This window comes from Micromonospora sp. GCM10011542 (assembly GCF_042650685.1).
GTDB lineage: Bacteria > Actinomycetota > Actinomycetes > Mycobacteriales > Micromonosporaceae > Micromonospora.
Map to the genome: position 1 here is coordinate 59389 of NZ_JBHSBO010000015.1, position 16301 is coordinate 75689.

The 16301-nt window shown below is 72.6% G+C and carries 18 protein-coding genes; 10 read left to right on the plus strand and 8 right to left on the minus strand.

Annotated elements, in window-relative coordinates; genetic code table 11:
- The first annotated feature begins 68 nt into the window (after positions 1-68).
- From ACFOW4_RS04765 to ACFOW4_RS04775, 3 genes are all read left to right on the plus strand, one after another.
- Entirely contained in the window at positions 69-272 is a 204-nt protein-coding gene (locus ACFOW4_RS04765) for a cold-shock protein (RefSeq protein ID WP_007464836.1), read from the plus strand.
- A 223-nt stretch (positions 273-495) separates the two neighbouring features.
- Entirely contained in the window at positions 496-1818 is a 1323-nt protein-coding gene (locus ACFOW4_RS04770) for a DEAD/DEAH box helicase (RefSeq protein WP_377524859.1), read from the plus strand.
- A gap of 210 nt (positions 1819-2028) precedes the next feature.
- Entirely contained in the window at positions 2029-2229 is a 201-nt protein-coding gene (locus ACFOW4_RS04775) for a hypothetical protein (RefSeq protein ID WP_377524862.1), read from the plus strand.
- A 45-nt stretch (positions 2230-2274) separates the two neighbouring features.
- Here the strand turns inward: ACFOW4_RS04775 and ACFOW4_RS04780 are convergent, their stop codons facing one another.
- The 4 genes from ACFOW4_RS04780 to ACFOW4_RS04795 are packed head-to-tail and all read right to left on the minus strand — an operon-like array spanning position 2275 to position 5191.
- On the minus strand, positions 2275-2478 hold the full coding sequence (locus ACFOW4_RS04780; protein ID WP_377524864.1) for a hypothetical protein: 204 nt from the start codon (positions 2476-2478) through the stop codon (positions 2275-2277).
- Between the two features lies 1 nt (position 2479).
- Positions 2480-3364, minus strand: coding sequence for an ABC transporter permease (locus tag ACFOW4_RS04785; protein WP_377524867.1), 885 nt, complete (start codon positions 3362-3364; stop codon positions 2480-2482).
- Positions 3354-4133 carry an ABC transporter ATP-binding protein gene (locus ACFOW4_RS04790; RefSeq protein WP_377524869.1) on the minus strand — a complete coding sequence of 260 codons (780 nt, stop codon included), beginning with the start codon at positions 4131-4133 and terminating at the stop codon, positions 3354-3356. The genes ACFOW4_RS04785 and ACFOW4_RS04790 overlap by 11 nt, the downstream gene beginning before the upstream one ends.
- Positions 4130-5191, minus strand: a complete 1062-nt coding sequence (locus ACFOW4_RS04795; RefSeq protein ID WP_377524872.1) for an ABC transporter substrate-binding protein — start codon at positions 5189-5191, stop codon at positions 4130-4132. Before ACFOW4_RS04795 ends, ACFOW4_RS04790 begins: the two co-directional genes overlap by 4 nt.
- Positions 5192-5555: 364 nt before the next feature.
- On the opposite strand from ACFOW4_RS04795, the gene ACFOW4_RS04800 reads away from it, so the two are divergent.
- Genes ACFOW4_RS04800 through nudC form a run of 3 tightly spaced genes read left to right on the plus strand, consistent with a single transcriptional unit; the run spans position 5556 to position 9239 of the window.
- The gene (locus tag ACFOW4_RS04800; protein ID WP_377524874.1) at positions 5556-6866 is read left to right on the plus strand and encodes a M16 family metallopeptidase; all 1311 of its coding nucleotides are present in this window, start codon (positions 5556-5558) and stop codon (positions 6864-6866) included.
- Between the two features lie 55 nt (positions 6867-6921).
- Entirely contained in the window at positions 6922-8265 is a 1344-nt protein-coding gene (locus tag ACFOW4_RS04805; protein WP_377524877.1) for a M16 family metallopeptidase, read from the plus strand.
- 11 nt (positions 8266-8276) lie between these two features.
- Complete coding sequence (gene nudC, locus ACFOW4_RS04810) at positions 8277-9239, plus strand: NAD(+) diphosphatase (RefSeq protein WP_377524904.1); 963 nt, start codon at positions 8277-8279, stop codon at positions 9237-9239.
- Positions 9240-9365: 126 nt separating this feature from the next.
- Here nudC and ACFOW4_RS04815 read toward each other — a convergent pair whose 3' ends face one another.
- From ACFOW4_RS04815 to ACFOW4_RS04825, 3 genes are all read right to left on the minus strand, one after another.
- Entirely contained in the window at positions 9366-9635 is a 270-nt protein-coding gene (locus ACFOW4_RS04815; protein ID WP_377524879.1) for a hypothetical protein, read from the minus strand.
- A gap of 216 nt (positions 9636-9851) precedes the next feature.
- Positions 9852-10091 (minus strand): DUF397 domain-containing protein, encoded by a 240-nt coding sequence (locus ACFOW4_RS04820; protein WP_377524881.1) that lies wholly within the window; start codon positions 10089-10091, stop codon positions 9852-9854.
- A gap of 75 nt (positions 10092-10166) precedes the next feature.
- On the minus strand, positions 10167-11144 hold the full coding sequence (locus ACFOW4_RS04825; protein WP_377524884.1) for a helix-turn-helix domain-containing protein: 978 nt from the start codon (positions 11142-11144) through the stop codon (positions 10167-10169).
- 160 nt (positions 11145-11304) lie between these two features.
- On the opposite strand from ACFOW4_RS04825, the gene ACFOW4_RS04830 reads away from it, so the two are divergent.
- Positions 11305-12588, plus strand: a complete 1284-nt coding sequence (locus ACFOW4_RS04830; protein WP_377524886.1) for an MFS transporter — start codon at positions 11305-11307, stop codon at positions 12586-12588.
- A gap of 141 nt (positions 12589-12729) precedes the next feature.
- Here ACFOW4_RS04830 and ACFOW4_RS04835 read toward each other — a convergent pair whose 3' ends face one another.
- Positions 12730-12972 (minus strand): mycoredoxin, encoded by a 243-nt coding sequence (locus ACFOW4_RS04835; protein ID WP_377524889.1) that lies wholly within the window; start codon positions 12970-12972, stop codon positions 12730-12732.
- Positions 12973-13065: 93 nt separating this feature from the next.
- On the opposite strand from ACFOW4_RS04835, the gene ACFOW4_RS04840 reads away from it, so the two are divergent.
- The 3 genes from ACFOW4_RS04840 to ACFOW4_RS04850 all read left to right on the plus strand — a co-directional run bounded on the left by ACFOW4_RS04840 (position 13066) and on the right by ACFOW4_RS04850 (position 16109).
- A complete protein-coding gene (locus ACFOW4_RS04840; RefSeq protein WP_377524891.1) occupies positions 13066-15231 on the plus strand; it encodes an ATP-dependent DNA helicase UvrD2 in 2166 nt (721 codons plus the stop codon).
- A 124-nt stretch (positions 15232-15355) separates the two neighbouring features.
- Positions 15356-15610: a hypothetical protein gene (locus ACFOW4_RS04845; RefSeq protein WP_377524894.1), complete on the plus strand. Its 255-nt coding sequence runs from the start codon at positions 15356-15358 to the stop codon at positions 15608-15610.
- Positions 15611-15743: 133 nt separating this feature from the next.
- Positions 15744-16109, plus strand: a complete 366-nt coding sequence (locus ACFOW4_RS04850) for a WhiB family transcriptional regulator (RefSeq protein ID WP_377524896.1) — start codon at positions 15744-15746, stop codon at positions 16107-16109.
- Positions 16110-16301 lie beyond the last annotated feature (192 nt).

Sequence of the window (16301 nt, forward strand, 5' to 3'; positions counted from 1 at the left end):
GCGCGGAGCGCTCCTCATCGGGCTCGCAACAAGTGCGGGTCCGACGTTCCGTCAAGGAGACGAAACACATGGCTATTGGCACCGTGAAGTGGTTCAACGCTGACAAGGGCTTCGGCTTCATCACCCCGGACGGCGGCGGCGCTGACGTCTTCGCCCACTTCTCGGCGATCCAGTCCTCCGGCTACCGGAGCCTGGACGAGAACCAGCGGGTCGAGTTCGAGGTGACCCAGGGCCAGAAGGGCCCGCAGGCGGAGAACATCCGCCCGCTCTGATCTTCGGATCGGCCAGCACCATCCCAGTGCGCCCTCCGGGCGCGTTGGTGACGGGACCGGCCCGCCCCGCCGTCGACCTGCTCAGGCAGGCGGCGGCCCGGCGGCGGGCCGGCCCGTACCCCCTTCGGTTCGTGCTTGTGAGTCCCGGCGGACGTCTCGCCGGCGACAGCGCCGCCTTTCGGCGCCCTCCCTCGACACGTGCCGCGTCGAGGAAGGCTTCTGCGTGACCACTGTTGTTCCTTCGTTCGCCCATACCGGTCTGGCACCGGCGCTGCTCACCGCGCTGACCGCGCAGGGCATCACCGAGCCGTTCCCGATCCAGACGGCCACGCTGCCGGATTCGCTGGCCGGCCGGGACGTGCTCGGACGGGGCCGCACCGGCTCCGGCAAGACCCTCGCCTTCGGGCTCCCGCTGCTCTCCCGTACCGCCGGCCACCGGGCCCGGCCCGGTCGTCCGCTGGCCCTGGTGCTGGTACCGACCCGGGAACTGGCCCAGCAGGTCACCACCGCACTGGCCCCGTACGCCCGCGCCGTCGGGCTGCGCTGCGCCACCGTCGTCGGCGGTCTGTCGCTGCAGCGCCAGGCGGACGCCCTGCGCGCGGGCGCCGAGGTGGTCGTCGCCACCCCGGGCCGACTGCACGACCTCATCAACCGCGGCGACGCCCGGCTCGACCAGGTCCAGATCACCGTCCTGGACGAGGCCGACCAGATGGCCGACATGGGCTTCCTGCCGCAGGTCACCAAGCTGCTGGAGCAGGTCGCGCCGCAGGGGCAGCGGATGCTCTTCTCGGCCACCCTGGACGGCGGCGTGGACCGGCTGGTCCGCCGCTTCCTGAGCAACCCGGTGACCCACTCGGTCGACCCGGGCACCGCCACGGTCACCGCGATGACGCACCACGTGCTGCACGTCGACGCGGCGGACAAGCCCGACGCGCTGACCCGGATCGCCGCCCGCGACGGGCGCACCATCCTGTTCATGGGCACCAAGCACCGCGCCGACCGGCTGGCCCGCCAGTTGCTCTCCAAGGGGGTACGCGCGGCCGCGCTGCACGGTGGCAAGTCGCAGCCGCAGCGCACCCGGATCCTGGAGCAGTTCCGCAACGGTCAGGTGACCGCCCTGGTCGCGACCGACGTGGCGGCCCGTGGCATCCACGTCGACGGCCTGGACATGGTGGTCAACGTGGATCCGCCGACCGAGGCGAAGGACTACCTGCACCGCGGCGGCCGGACCGCCCGGGCCGGTGAGTCCGGCGCCGTGGTCACCCTGGTGCTGCCCGAGCAGCGCCGGGACGTGTCCCGACTGATGGCCGTCGCCGGCATCCGTCCCGAGTCGGTGCAGGTCCGCCCGCACGACGAGGCGCTGGCCCGGGTGACCGGTGCCCGCGAGCCGTCCGGCGTGCCGGTGACCATCGTCGCCCCGCCGGCCCCGGCCGTCCGGACGCGTACCGCCGGTGGTTCCGGCGCTCCGACCGGCGACGGCTCCGGCCGACCGGCGCACCGCGCGTCGGGCCGGTCCCGCCGCCCGCGCCGCCCGCGCACCGTCTGACCGGCGCACACCGTCGGGCCGGCAGGGCCCGACACCGCAGGACCGTCACGAACCGGCCGCCCAGCCTCAGCTGGGCGGCCGGTTCGTTGTCACCTGAGTCGGCAATCAGCCTCGCCTGCGTCGGCTGGCCGACTGTGCGCCGCCCCCGGATGGTCGAAGCTGACCGGCGGGGGGAAGTCGGGCGGGGGGCCCGGCGCAGGAGGGGTGACCATGGCGGGCGGGGCCGGCTCGGGGGCGTTGCGCGAACTGATCCTGGTGGTCGCGGTCGCGCTCGCCGGGCTGCTGCTCGCCATGGTCGCGGCCTTCACACCCTGGCACGCCACCCCGGCGGGTAACGCTCCCGCCGGACTGGTGGAGCTGCACGGCCCCGGCGACCCGGGCCCCGGTCCGGGTGCTCCGCACGTGGGCTGAGCGGCGACCGGACCGACCGGCGCCGGCGGAGGGGCAGGCGCCCGGTCAGGATCGGTACGCGGTGTGGTCGGGTCGGCGGGGCACTGGCCCGACCACACCGTCCTCCGCCGCGCCGTCGGAGACCACGCGACGGTCGAGCAGGTCGGCGAGGGTGGTGGTGTCCACCACCGTGGCTATCGCACCGTGCACCGCCAGCCAGACGTCGGTCAGGCCGGCGGCCACCCCGTGGTAGCCGGCGGAGACGTACATGTCACTGACCGGCCTGGTCCAGGACGCCCCAGCGGCGCCGGATCGCCCGGTCCGCCGCGCCGAACGCGGCGTCCACGGCGAGGCCGACGACCAGAATCACGATCATGATGGCCATCAGCCGCTCGGCGTCGGAGAAGTCGCGGGCGTAGGTGAGCTGAGCGCCGATCGACGTCCGGGCGGCGATCACCACCAGCAGTTCGCCGGCCATCAGGCTGCGCCAGGCGAAGGCCCAGCCCTGCTTCAGCCCGGCCACGATCGCCGGCAGTGCGGCCGGTGCGATGACGTACCGGTAGAGGTTGAGCCCGCGCGCGCCCAGGTTGCGGCCGGCCCGCTTCAACAGCGGCGGCACGTAGTCGACGCCGTGGATCACGCCGTTGGCGATCGACGGCGCGGCGCCGAGCACCACCACGAAGAAGATCGCCTGCTCGCTGAGCTGGAACAGCAGGATCGCCAGGGGGAACCAGGCGATCGACGGCATGGTCTGCAACGCGGTGATCATCGAGCCGATGGCGGCTCGCAGCACCCGCGACCGGGCGACCGCCAGACCGAGGAGCAGCCCGACGGCAACCGCGGCCGCGAAGCCCACCACGGCACGCCGGGCAGTGGTGGCCAGGCCGTCCCAGAGCGCCGAGCTGAGGGCGTAGTCGGCGAGGTCGGCGAAGACCGGCCCGGGGCCGGGCAGCGCCCACGGGTCCTTCCACCCGGTCCAGACCACGACCTGCCAGATGCCGATGGCGATGGCGAGCGCGGCCAGCTTCGGCCAGGTGGCCGCCCAGATCCGGGCGGCCCGGGAGGTCTCCTTCTCGCGACCGGCGATCTCCAACGCGTCCAGGCCGGACAGCTGCGCGTCGGTGCGCGCCGTGCTGGCGAGGGTGTCACTGGCCATGGCGGCTCACCTCCGTACGGAGCCGCTCGGTGACGTCGGCGGCGATGGCGGCGACCTCGGGGGAGTCGATCCGCCGGGGCCGCGGAATGTCCACCGGGGTGGAGTAGATGATGCGGCCGGGGCGGCTGGAGAGCAGGATGATCCGGTCGGCCAGCCGGGCGGCCTCCCGGACGTTGTGCGTCACGAAGAGCACCGAGAGTCTGCGCTCGGACCAGATCCGTTCCAGCTCGTCGTGCAGGATGTCCCGGGTCATCGCGTCCAGCGCGCCGAACGGCTCGTCCATCAGCAGCACCGGCGTGTCCAGGGCCAGGGTGCGGGCCAGGGCGACCCGCTGCCGCATGCCGCCGGAGAGCTCGTGCGGGCGCTTGCGGCCGAACTCGGCCAGGCGCACCGTCCGCAGGAGTTCGGCCACCCGCTCGCGGCGCTCGGCCCGGGGCATGCCGCGCAGTTTCAGCGGCACCTCCACGTTGCCCTCGACGGTCAGCCAGGGAAAGAGCGCCGGCTCCTGGAACATCAGCCCCGGGTTGGCGTCGCCGGCCAGGCCGATCTGCCCACCGCTGGGCCGGTCCAGCCCCGCGACCAGGTTGAGCAGGGTGCTCTTGCCGCAGCCGGAGGCGCCGACCAGGCAGACGAACTCGCCCGGCGCGACGTTCAGCGAGACCCCGTCCAGGGCCAGTACGGCGTTCGTCCCGCGCCCGTACACCTTGGTCACGCCGGAGAGCGCGACCGAGGTGGTCGCACTCTGCGGCGTCGTCGTGGTCGACGTCATGGCTGGACGACCTCGGGCTTGCCCTGCGCCTTGAGCGCGTTGTTGAGGTACTTCAGGTCGTACAGGCCGTCGAGGTCCACCGGTTCGGTCAGCTTGACCTCGACGGCGTGGTCGAGCCCGGCCTTGAGCGAGGTGGCGATCGGGTCGTTGGTGAACTCCAACGTCGGCCACGCCTGCTTGATCAGCTTCAGGTCCAGCGGCTTGCCGGTGATCTTGCCGATCGCGTCCGCGATGGCCTGCTGGGCCTCGTCGGGCTTGCTGTTGACGAACTCGTTCGCGGCAACCTGGCCGTCGACCAGCTTCTGCACCACGTCCGGGTGCGCCTTGAGGAACTTGGTGCTGACCAGCAGGTTCGTGATGACGAATTTCTTGTCCGGCCAGAGGTCGCGCTCGTCGACGAGCACCTTGCCGCCGGCGTTGACCAGTCGGGAGACGAACGGCTCGGGCACCCAGGCGCCGTCGATCGCACCGCTGCCGAAGGTCTCCACGGTCTGGGAGTTCTCCTGCGGCACGATCGCGACGTCGCCGCCGCCCTCCTTGGTGGTGGTCAGCCCCTGCTGCTTGAGCCAGTAGCGGACCGCCACGTCCTGCGTGTTGCCCAGCTGCGGGGTCGCGATCTTCTTGCCCTTGAGGTCCTGCGGGCCGTTGATGCCGGGCTTGACCACCAACGCGACGCCGCCCGACGCCGCGCCGGAGACGACCCGGACCGCCTCGCCCTTGGACTTGGAGAAGGCGTTCACGGTTGGATTCGGGCCGATGTACGTGGCGTCCAGCGCGCCGGAGAAGACCGCCTCGATGGCGGCCGGACCGGCGTTGAAGGTCTTCGGCTCCAGTGTCACGTTGGCGCCGAGCTTCTCGGTGAAGATGCCCTTCTCCACGCCGACGACGGCTGGGGCGTGCGTGATGTTGGGGAAGTAGCCGAGCCGCAGGGTGACCGGGCCGGAGTCGCCGCCCGCGCCCTCGCTGTCGCCGCAGGCGGCGGTGGTGCCCAGGGTCGCCGCGCCGACCGCGGCGAGGGTGGCCAGGGTGACCAACCGACGCAGGGGGAGCCGTCTCATCGTCCATCCAATCCGCAGTATTCCTACTTAGTTGATAGGAAGAGTGGGTCAGGGCGGGGCCAGCGTCAAGACCCATCCACATGTCGAGATGTCGCGTCTCGGCTATGTCGGTATTTCCTACCAGCTTGCTAGGTTACGAGGGCGACTGGAGCATCCACCTTCCACTGGTTCCTGCCCACCTCCGGCGACGGTGACCAGGTCGGCGCGGCCACCGTCACCGCCGCAGCCGTCCTCTCCGGATGGCCGCACCGGGAGGAGGCGGAGCGGGTCGGCGCCGAGGTGCTGCCCCGGGTCGCCCACCCGGTCGCGGCGGCTGCGTGGAGGTCGCCGGTGACGGGGGTGCCGACGCGCTAGGGTCGATCCCGTGGCTCCACGGAGATCCAGAATTCCAGCGACGAAGTATCCGGTCGAGCGCTTCACCCTCGACAACGGCCTGCGGGTGGTCCTCACCCCCGACCGCAGCGCCCCGGTGATCGGGGTGGCGGTCGTCTACGACGTCGGCATCCGTTCCGAGCCGGAGGGACGCACCGGCTTCGCCCACCTCTTCGAGCACCTGATGTTCCAGGGTTCGGAGAACCTGGAGAAGCTGGCCCACTTCCGACACGTGCAGGGCGCCGGCGGCACCTTCAACGGCTCCACCCACCTGGACTACACCGACTACTTCGAGACGCTGCCGAGCAACGCGCTGGAACGCGCGCTGTTCCTGGAGGCGGACCGGATGCGCGGCCCCCGGCTGACCGAGGAGAACCTGCGCAACCAGGTCGACGTGGTCAAGGAGGAGATCCGGGTCAACGTGCTCAACCGGCCGTACGGCGGGTTTCCCTGGCTGACCCTGCCGCCGGTCATGTTCGACACCTTCCCCAACGCCCACGACGGCTACGGCTCCTTCGACGACCTGGAGTCGGCGACCGTGGCCGACGCCGCCGACTTCTTCCGCCGCTACTACGCCAGCGGCAACGCGGTCCTCGCCGTGAGCGGCGACATCGACGTGGCCGAGGCGACCGAGCTGGTCACCCGGCACTTCGGTGACGTACCGGCCCGCCCGGCGCCCACGCGGCCCGACTTCACCGAGCCCGACCTGACCGCCGAGCGGCGCACCTCGTACTCGGACGCGCTGGCGCCGCTGCCGGCGGTGGCCGGCGCCTGGCGGGTCCCCGACCCGGTCACCGACTTCGCCGGCTACCTGCCGTACGTGGTGCTGGCCGAGGTGCTCACCGACGGCGACGCGTCCCGGCTGGTCGAGCGCCTGGTCCAGCGCGACCGCACGGTGACCAGCCTCGGCGGCTACCTGGGCTTCATGGGCGACCCGTTCGACGTGCGCGACCCCACCGCCCTGCTGCTCCAGGCGCACCTGCCGCCGGGCGGCGACGTGGACAAGGTGCTGCGCACCATGGACGAGGAGCTGGACCGGCTGGCCACCGACGGGCTGGCCGAGGGTGAGCTGGCCCGCACCCAGGCCCGGATGGCCACCCACCTGCTGCGGGAAACCGACGCGGTGCTCGGCCGGGCGCTGCAGATGGCGGTGCTGGAGCAGCAACGCGGCGAACCGGGCCTGCTCAACGAGCTGCCCCGGCTGGTCGGCGAGGTCACCGAGGAGCAGATCCAGGCGGCCGCCGCCACCCTGCGGCCGGAGCGGCGCGCGGCGGTCGAGGTCATCGCCGGGGGTGCCCGGTGAGCGCGAGGAGTGAGCCGGTTTTGCGAGCCCCGCAGTCGCGAACGAAGGTGATTCAGTGACAGCCATCGCCCCGACCGGGCCGCGGACCCTGCCCCCGCTCGGCCCGAACCGCAAGCTGAAGGTGCCCAAGCAGGGCGAGCGCACGCTGGGCAACGGGCTCACCGTCATCGCGGTACGCCGACCCGCCGTGCCCCTGGTCGAGCTGCGGCTCTGGGTGCCGTTCGGCAAGGCCCACCTGGCCCGCGGCGCGATGCTCTCGCAGACCATGCTCTCCGGCACCGAGACGATGACCAGCGTGCAGCTCGCCGCCGAGCTGCAGAAGGTCGGCGGCGGGCTCTCCGCCGGCGTCGACCCGGACCGGCTGATGCTCTCCGGCGCCGGCCTGGTCACCGGCCTGGACCGGATGCTGGAGTTGCTGGCCACGGTGCTCACCGGGGCCACCTACCCGAGCGGTGAGGTGGCCACCGAACGGGACCGGCTGATCGACCGGATCCAGGTGGCGCAGAGCCAGCCGGCGCACCTGGCCCGGGAGGCGCTGCTGAAGCGGATCTACGGCTCCCACCCGTACGCCACGCAGACCCCGCAGCCGGAGCAGATCCGCGCGGTCCGGCCGGCGGCGCTGCGTAGCCTGCACGCCGAGCGGGTGCACCCGGCCGGCGCGCTGCTGGTGGTGGTCGGCGACGTGCAGCCCGAGCGGGCCCTGGACGCGGCCGAGCGGGCGCTCGGCGACTGGGCCGGCGCGGGCCGCACCGCGGAGCTGCCGCCCACTCCGCCGTTGGAGCCGGGTCCGCTGCTGCTGGTCGACCGGCCCGGCTCGGTGCAGTCCTCGCTGCGCATCGCCCTGCCGGCGGTGCCGCGTACCCATCCCGACCACGCCCCGCTGCAACTGGCCAACCTGATCTTCGGCGGCTACTTCTCCTCCCGCTGGGTGGAGAACATCCGCGAGGACAAGGGCTACACCTACGGCCCGCACTCGGTCGTCGAGCACTCGGTGGCCGGGTCGGTGCTGGTCGCCGCCGCCGAGGTGGCCACCGAGGTGACCGGCCCGGCGCTGCTGGAGACGACGTACGAGCTGGGTCGGCTCGCGTCGCTGCCGGTCAAGCCGGAGGAGCTGGAGCAGGCCCGCCAGTACGCCCTGGGCACCCTCCAGCTCGGCATGTCCACCCAGGCCGGGCTGGCCGCGTTGACCAGCGCGTACGCCGGCAACGGTCTGCGCCTGGACTTCCTCGCCGAGTACGCGGCGCGGCTGGCGAAGGCGACCGTGGACGACGTCGCCCAGGCGGCGGCCCGGTACCTCGCGCCGGCCCGGGCGGCGGTGGTGGTGCTCGGCGACGCCGAGCGGATCACCCCGTCGCTGGCCGCCCTGACCCCGGTCCGCACCGAGTCGGTGCAGCCGTGACCAGGTCGGCCGTGAATGGCGGAGAGACCTGTCCGCCGCTGGCCCGGTCCACCCTGGACCGGGCGGCGCACCGGCGCACCGACACCGACTGGCTGGTGGAGGCGTGGCTGCGCGCCCGGGTGCTGGTGCTCGACTCGGGCAACGAGGGGCAGACCCTGGTCCGTGCCGACGCGTCGCCGCCGTCGCTGATGCTGCTCGGCGCGGACGACCTGCCCCCGGAGGCGGAGTCGGCCGCGATGTTCCTCGGCGTCGAGCCGGACGGGGTGCCGGTCTTCGCGGTGGACGCCGCGCTGCCGGAACTGCCCGGCACCCGGGCGGTGAACCTCCGCGAGGTGGGGCACCTGCTCGCCGACCGGGACGCCGGCATCTTCACGACGGCGCTCGCGTTGACCAACTGGCACATCCGGCACGGCTACTCCTCGGCCACCGGCGCACCGACCCGGATGGACGAGGCCGGCTGGTCCCGGGTGGACCGCTCGGGAGGTCGGATCTGGCCGCGTACCGACCCGGCCATGATCGTGCTGGTGCACGACGGCGTCGCCGGCCCGGACGGCCGCTGCCTGCTGGGCAACAACGCCAGCTGGCCGGGCACCCCGGGCGAGCGTCGGTTCTCCTGCCTGGCCGGTTACGTCGAGCCGGGCGAGTCAGCGGAGGCGGCCGTGCTGCGCGAGGTCCGCGAGGAGGTCGGTGTCGGGGTCGAGCGGATCGTGTACGCGGGCAGCCAGGCGTGGCCGTTCCCCGGCTCGCTGATGCTGGGCTTCCTGGCCACCGCCGACCCCGAGGATCCGGTGCGGGTTGATCCGACCGAGATCGCGTACGCCCGGTGGTTCTCCCGGGCGGAGATCGGGGCGGCGCTGGCCGGGCGGACCGTCGACGTGGGTGGCGGCGCCCGGCTGATCCTGCCCCCGCCGTCGTCGATCGCGCTCTTTCTCATTCATCGCTGGCTGGACGGCTGGATGGACCCGGTCCACTGAACACGGCCCCGGCCCGCGACCGCCGTTGCCGCGGCGGTCACGGGCCGGGAACACGGGCCGTCGTGGTCGGCTGGGGCGAGAAATGCGGCGGGGGAGCCGTACCGGCCACGACGGACGTCGGGTGGGTCAGGGGCCGGTGCGACCAGGTCTCTGTCGGAGGCCGGGCTCGCTCAGCGGCAGGACCTTGACCCGTTGCCGGCCGGCGCGCACCGCGCCGACCGTGGCGAGCGCCCGGGCCAGCAGCAGGGCGGCGTCGCGGTCCTCGGCGTGCACGATCTGCCGGCGCGGCTCGGGCGTGGTGGTCTCGTCGCGCAGTCGGTGCCCGTCCGCCCAGGCGGCGGCGATGTCCCCGTCGGCGACGGCGCGGATGTCGGTGCGAACGATCAGGAACCGCATGAGGGTCTCCGGATGAACCGCGACGGATGAGCCGGTGTGGAAGTTCCACGTCACTCGATGGCCATGTTACGCCCCGTGTCGGTCTCAGCAACTGAAACGCGACTATCGGATTGTTGCCTCATCTGATCGGCGGATGCCTGGTCAGTGGGGTCCGGGACCCCTGTACGCGACGGGGCCGCCGGCATCGTGCCGACGGCCCCGCGATGCTCGGGCGGATCAGGTCAGATCGAACTGGCCCTGCTTCGCTCCGGCGATGAAACCGAGCCAGCCCGCCCGGTTGAACAGCAGCACCGGGCCGCCCCGGTCCTTGCTGTCGCGCAGCGCGACCGCCGACGGGGCGGAGCCCAGCGGCGCGACCTCCACGCAGTTCGAGGTCTGGCTACGCGTGCTGGTACGCCACGGGGCGTCCGCCAACCGGGCGGCGGGGACGGACGGCGTGTTGCGGATCTCGTTCATCGTTCCACTCCTGATGTGAACCGCTCCGATGGGACGAGTGGTGCGGGCACGCCCCGACGGAGGATCCCCCGTGGATCACCGTTCCGTCAGCCGCCTCGCCTGGCGGCGCTGGACCGGCGCCGTTGCCGGTCCGAACGCCACTGTGGACGAGGAGGCCGCCCCGGCCAGCCGTCCCGTCGCCTCGATCAGCCAGGAGAGGGTGTCCGAGGCGGGAAGTGCCGCCGTGCATAACCACTCGAACACCACTTTATAGCGATTTAGTGCGTTTGCCTCGGTCGACATGACGTCGGTGAAGCCACCTTCGATGGCGACCGTCTCCGGATCGAGCGGATCGGCGAACCGGTAGAGGGAGAACGCGGTCGGCGGGAGGTACCAGTTGCCGATCTGCGTGTCGCGCGGCAGCACGTGCAGGGTCACGTTGGGCAGCAGCGCCAGCTCGCAGAGCTGGACCAACTGCTCCCGCAGCACCTCCGGGGGCCCCGCCCGGCGACCGAGCGCCGCCTCCTCCAGCACCGCCGTGTAGCGGGGCGCGTCCGGCTCCCGGGTCAGCAACGACTGGCGGGCCAACCGGGCCTGCACCTCGGTCTCCGGCTCCTCGCCGTCCTCCGGTTCGCCGGCGCCGTGGCCCACCTGACGGGCTGAGACGATCCGGACCTGCGCGTACCCGGCGGTCTGCAGCAGGCCCGGCACCAGCACCGGGTTGTACTCCGATATCTCCGTGCAGCCGGCCTCCAGTTCGGCCCAACCGCGCTGCTGCTGGGTCATCACCGGGTAGTTCTTGAGCCAGCCCCGCATGTCGCCGGCCTCGCGGGTGATGCCGAGCAGTTCCTCGTGCAGCGCCGGCTCGGCGCCGTAGAGGTCGAGCAGGACACCGACGTCGTCCGGGTCCGGTCGGCTGCGCCCGTTCTCCAAGCGGGACAACTTGGACGCGGAGGCCCACCCGATCCGCTCGATGACCTGGTCACCGGTGAGGCCCGCGGCCTCGCGCAGCCGGCGTAACTCAAGGCCCAACCGGCGACGACGCAGGATCGGGCTGGGTATGGCAGGAGGCACGGTGTCCTCTTTCCCGTCGACCGCCGCAGACGCGACGGTAACTGTATGAAATTCGGCCCCCACGGTCAGTATGGACGGCGCGACCGGCGTCGGAGGTTCCGGCGGGGGCGTGTCTTGCAGAAAACCGCCGACCGAGCCCGCCATCCCGCCGGAGGGACCCATGCGCACGATCCTGCGCCGCCCCGACTTCCGCCTGCTCTTCGGCGGTCTGCTGGCCAGCATGACGGCCGAGTCGATCCTGCTGCTCGCGTTGGCCATCTGGGTCAAGGACCTGACCGGCTCCGACGGGCTCGCCGGCGGCACCGTCTTCGCCGTCATCGCGCCGATGACGCTGGCCCCGCTGGTCGGCTGGTTCGTCGACCGCTACCCGCGCCGGCCCTTCTTCGTGGTCGCCAACCTGGTCACCGCAGTGCTGCTCACCCCGCTGTTCACCGTCCGCGACCACTCCGACGTGTGGGTGGTCTACCTGGTCGCCGCCCTGTACGGCCTGTCCTACATCACGCTCAGCGCCGCGCTCAGCGGGTTGATCCGGCAGTTGGTCCCGATCGAGCTGCTGGCCGAGGCGAACGGGGTGCTGCAGACGGTGCGCCAGGGGCTGCGGCTGATCGGTCCGCTGGCCGGTACGGCGCTCTACGCCGCACTCGGCGGTTGGGCGCTGGCCGCGATCGGCATGGCCGGCTTCCTGACCGCCGCGGCGGTGGTGGCCGCGCTGCCGACGCCGCATCCGGCACCGTCCACCGTGCGGCTGCGCTGGCCCGCCGAACTGGGCGCCGGGCTGCGGCACCTGGCCGGCGAGCCGGCCCTGCGCCGGGCCCTGCTCGGCTACGGGCTCGGATCGTTGGTGATGGGCTTCAGCGAGTCGCTGATCTTCGCATACGTCGACCAGGGGCTGCGCCGCGACGCCGCGTTCGTCGGCGTGCTCGTCACCGTGCAGGGGATCGGTGGTCTGGTCGGCGGGCTCTGCTCGGCGGCGGTGGTCCGCCGCTTCGGCGAGGTGGGCACGCTCGCCGCCGGGGTCGCGTTCTTCGGCCCGGCCGCACTGGCGCTGGCGTACCCCGATCTCCGGCTCGGCTTCGCGGCGGTGCTCCTGGCCGGGGTGTCCCTGCCGCTGACCATGGTCGGGCTGCACACGCTGATCCAGCGGCGTACCCCGCCCGGGCTGGTCGGCCGGGTCGCCGCCGCCACCGAGGCGGTGGTCAGCGGGCCGCAGGCGTTCTCCATCGGCGCGGGCGCCCTGCTCGTCGGCGTACTGGACTACCGGGTGCTCTTCGCGCTGGTCGGTGTGGCCACTCTGGGCGCCGGCAGCTACCTGTGGCGGGGTCGTCACCTCAGCGCGCCCGGCGCGGCGTCACCCGTCCCGCCGATCGTGCCGGCCCCCCGGCGGCCGGGCGACCCCGCCGCCGGGCAGGCGGCGACCACCGCCCGCCGGGATCCGCGACGCTGAACGGCCCCGACGCTGAGCCGGCCCCGGACGCTGAACCGGCCCCCGGACGCTGGATCGGCCCCGGACGCTGGATCGGCCCCGGACGCGACGAACGGCCGTCCCGGACGGGACGGCCGTTCGTCGTCGATACGAGCTCGCCGGTCAGGCGGCGATGCTCGCGAGGTGCTGCTTGACCTGGGTGATCGAGGGGTTGGTGAGGGCGCTGCCGTCGGCGAAGCGCAGCGTCGGGACGGTCTGGTTGCCGCCGTTGACGCTCATCACGAACTCCGCGGCCTTCGGGTCCTGCTCGATGTCGACCACCTCGTAGCCGATGCCCTCCCGGTCGAGCTGCGACTTCAGCCGGTGGCAGTAGCCGCACCAGGGGGTGGAATACATCGTCAACATGGTCGGATCCTCCAAGTCCTCCGGCCGCCGGCTTGCGGATCAAGCCGAGGCTAATCGCTGCAACGTCCGGGAGAGCTGGAATGATTCCTGGCTGTGGTGCTTCAGTCGGGGTCGGAACGAGTGCTCGCCGGGCTGGACCCGGAGCAACGCACGGCGGTGACCGCACCCGCCGGGCCGGTCTGCATCCTGGCCGGCGCCGGGACCGGCAAGACCCGCGCGATCACCTCCCGAATCGCCCACCGGGCGCTCTCCGGGGAGATCTCCCCCCGGCACGTGCTCGCGGTCACCTTCACCGCCCGGGCCGCCGCCGAGATGAGGGCTCGGCTCACCACGCTCGGGGTGGCCGGCGTGCAGGCGCGGACGTTCCATGCCGCCGCGCTGCGGCAGGTGCGCTACTTCGCCCCCCGACTGCTGGCCGGTCGGGCCATGCCCGAGCTGCTGGACAGCAAGGTGCGGCTGGTCACCCTCGCCGCGGCCCGGGTCGGCCTGCGGACCGACCGGGCCGCCGCCCGGGACCTGGCCGGCGAGATCGAGTGGGCCAAGTCGTCCCTGGTCGAGCCGGGCGACTACGTCGTGGCGGCGGCCCGAGCGCTGCGCGACACCCCGCACGAGCCGGCCCGGGTGGCCGAGGTGTTCACCGCGTACGAGCAGCTCAAGCGCTCCAACGGCGTGATCGACTTCGAGGACATGCTGCGCGCCGCCGTCTGGGGCATCGAGGAGCACCCGGACGTCGCCGAGCAGGTGCGCGGCCAGTACCGACACTTCGTGGTCGACGAGTACCAGGACGTCAACCCTCTCCAGCAGCGTCTGCTGGACGCCTGGCTGGGCGGACGCGCCGACCTCACCGTGGTCGGCGACGCCAGCCAGACGATCTACTCGTTCACCGGCGCGACCTCGTCGTACCTGGTCGACTTCCCACGTCGGCACCGCGACGCGGTGGTCGTCCGGCTGGTCCGCGACTACCGCTCCACCCCGCAGGTGGTCGGGCTGGCCAACGCGGTGATCTCCCAGGCCCGGGGCACCGAGGCCCGCCTGCGGTTGGAGCTGAGCGGCCAGCGCCCGCCCGGCCCCGAACCCGACCTGCGGATCTTCACCGACGAGCCGGCCGAGGCGAACGCGGTGGCCGCCCGCTGTCGGGCGCTCATCGACGCGGGCACGCCGGCGAAGGAGATCGCCGTGCTGTTCCGGACCAACGCCCAGTCCGAGGCGTACGAGAAGGCGCTCACCGAGGCCGAGGTGCCGTACGTGGTGCAGGGCGCCGAGCGGTTCTTCGAGCGGGCCGAGGTGCGCCAGGCGATGGTCGCCATGCGGGCCGCCACCCGGTCGATCCCGGGTGAGACGCCGCTGCCGACCGCCGTGGTCGAGGCGCTCACCGCGGTGGGCTGGGCGCCGGACGCCGCCCCGGCCGGCGGCGCGGCCCGCGAGCGGTGGGAGGCCCTCGCCGCGCTGGTCCAGCTCGCCGAGGAGTACGCGGCCAGCCCGGCGGTGCTGCCGATCGGGGAGGCCGCCGCGGTGGAACGCCCGGTCACCCTGTCCGACTTCACCGAGGAGTTGGCCCGCCGCGCCGCCCAGCAGCACGCACCGACGGTGGACGGGGTGACCCTGGCCTCGCTGCACTCCGCCAAGGGGCTGGAATGGGACGCCGTCTTCCTGGTCGGCCTCGCCGAGGGCACCCTGCCCACCACGTACGCCAAGACGGCCGAGCAGGTGGAGGAGGAACGCCGGCTGCTCTACGTCGGGATCACCCGGGCGCGGCAGTGGCTCTGGCTGTCGTACGCCAGCGCCCGCTCGCCCGGCGGGCGGGCCCGGCGGCCGTCCCGGTTCCTGCCCCAGCTGGACCGTTCCGGCGGGGTCGAGCGGGCCGCCGGTGGCACCGGCCCGGCCCGCCGCCCGGAGCGGCGCCGGACCCAGATCGTCTCCTGTCGGATCTGCGGCGCCACCCTGCTCGCCGGACCGGACCGCAAGCTCGGTCGCTGCCCCACCTGCCCGTCCGACATGGACGAGGAGCTGCACGAGCGCCTGCACGAGTGGCGGCGACGGGTGGCCGGGGCGCAGAAGGTGCCCGCCTACGTGGTCTTTACCGACGCGACGCTGACCGCGCTGGCCGAGCGGCGGCCCGGCCGGCCCGAGGAGTTGATCGCCATCGCCGGCATCGGGCCCCGCAAGCTGGGCCTCTACGGGGACTCGGTGCTGGCGTTGGTGGGGGGCGCGGGCGTCGACGACGTCTGCCCGGAGAAAACTTTCGAAATCTCGTCGTAAATTCGTTTGCCCTCGCCCCAGAGCGAGGAATAGCCTCAGGACACACCTTGGGAGCGGCGCCATTCCGGCTGCTCACGGGGTTGAGGCCCAGTCGATTTCGAGGAACGTGAGGGAGGTGGCACCCGTGGAGATCTTCACCTATGAGCGTCTGGCGGTGATGCCGGCTGCCCACGCTCCGTTGTCGGCTGTCCGGGTGGCTCTCGCGGCCGCACGACCGTCGCTTCCGCAGGTGCACCAGGTCCAGGTTCAGGCCGAGCTGACCCTGGCCGTCGCGCCGATCGGAATCGATGGGACCAGTGGCATCACGGGCATGGGCATCGATGTCGCTAACAAGCGCACTGCTGTCCGCGGCGTTCCACCTCGAGGTAGACCGGTCTGACCACCAGACACCGGCTCACCTCGAGGCCGCGGAACCCGCTCACCGGGATCCGCGGCCTCAGTTTTTTGCCCCGCCGAAGTACGTCGGAAATGCGATCCACGAGATCGAAGTGTGAGAGAGAGGTGACCGGGCGATGAGTCTGGCGTTGGCCCCACTCGACGTGAGCGTCGAGGTGGAGGCGAACCTGCCCTGCCGGAAGTTCGACCCCGACCTGTGGTTCTCCGACTCGCCCGCCCAGCTGGAGCTGGCCAAGTCGCTCTGCGGGGACTGCCCGCTGCGCGTCGAGTGCCTCGCCGGTGCGGTGGAGCGGGCCGAGCCGTGGGGCGTCTGGGGTGGCGAGATCTTCGAGCGTGGCGCGGTCGTCCCGCGCAAGCGGCCTCGTGGCCGTCCGCGCAAGGAGGACGTCGCCCGCGACGCGGAGCTCCGGGTCGAGGCCGAGGCGCGTCTGGCAGCCAGCGGGCTGTCCGAGGCGCGGAGCGCGGTCCGGCTGGCGGCCTGACATGTTCCCGATCCAGTCCAACTACGCCGGCGCCAGGCCGGCAGCGAGTGAGAAGGCCATGCTGCACGTCCCGAACGGAGCCTTTGAGATGCAACTACTCCACGAAGCGTTGTCCCGGGCTCGAATGCGCCGGCCTCAGAGAGTGTTGGGTAACTGGAGGGCTACTTCTGGTTGAGTTCGTCGTCGAGGCGT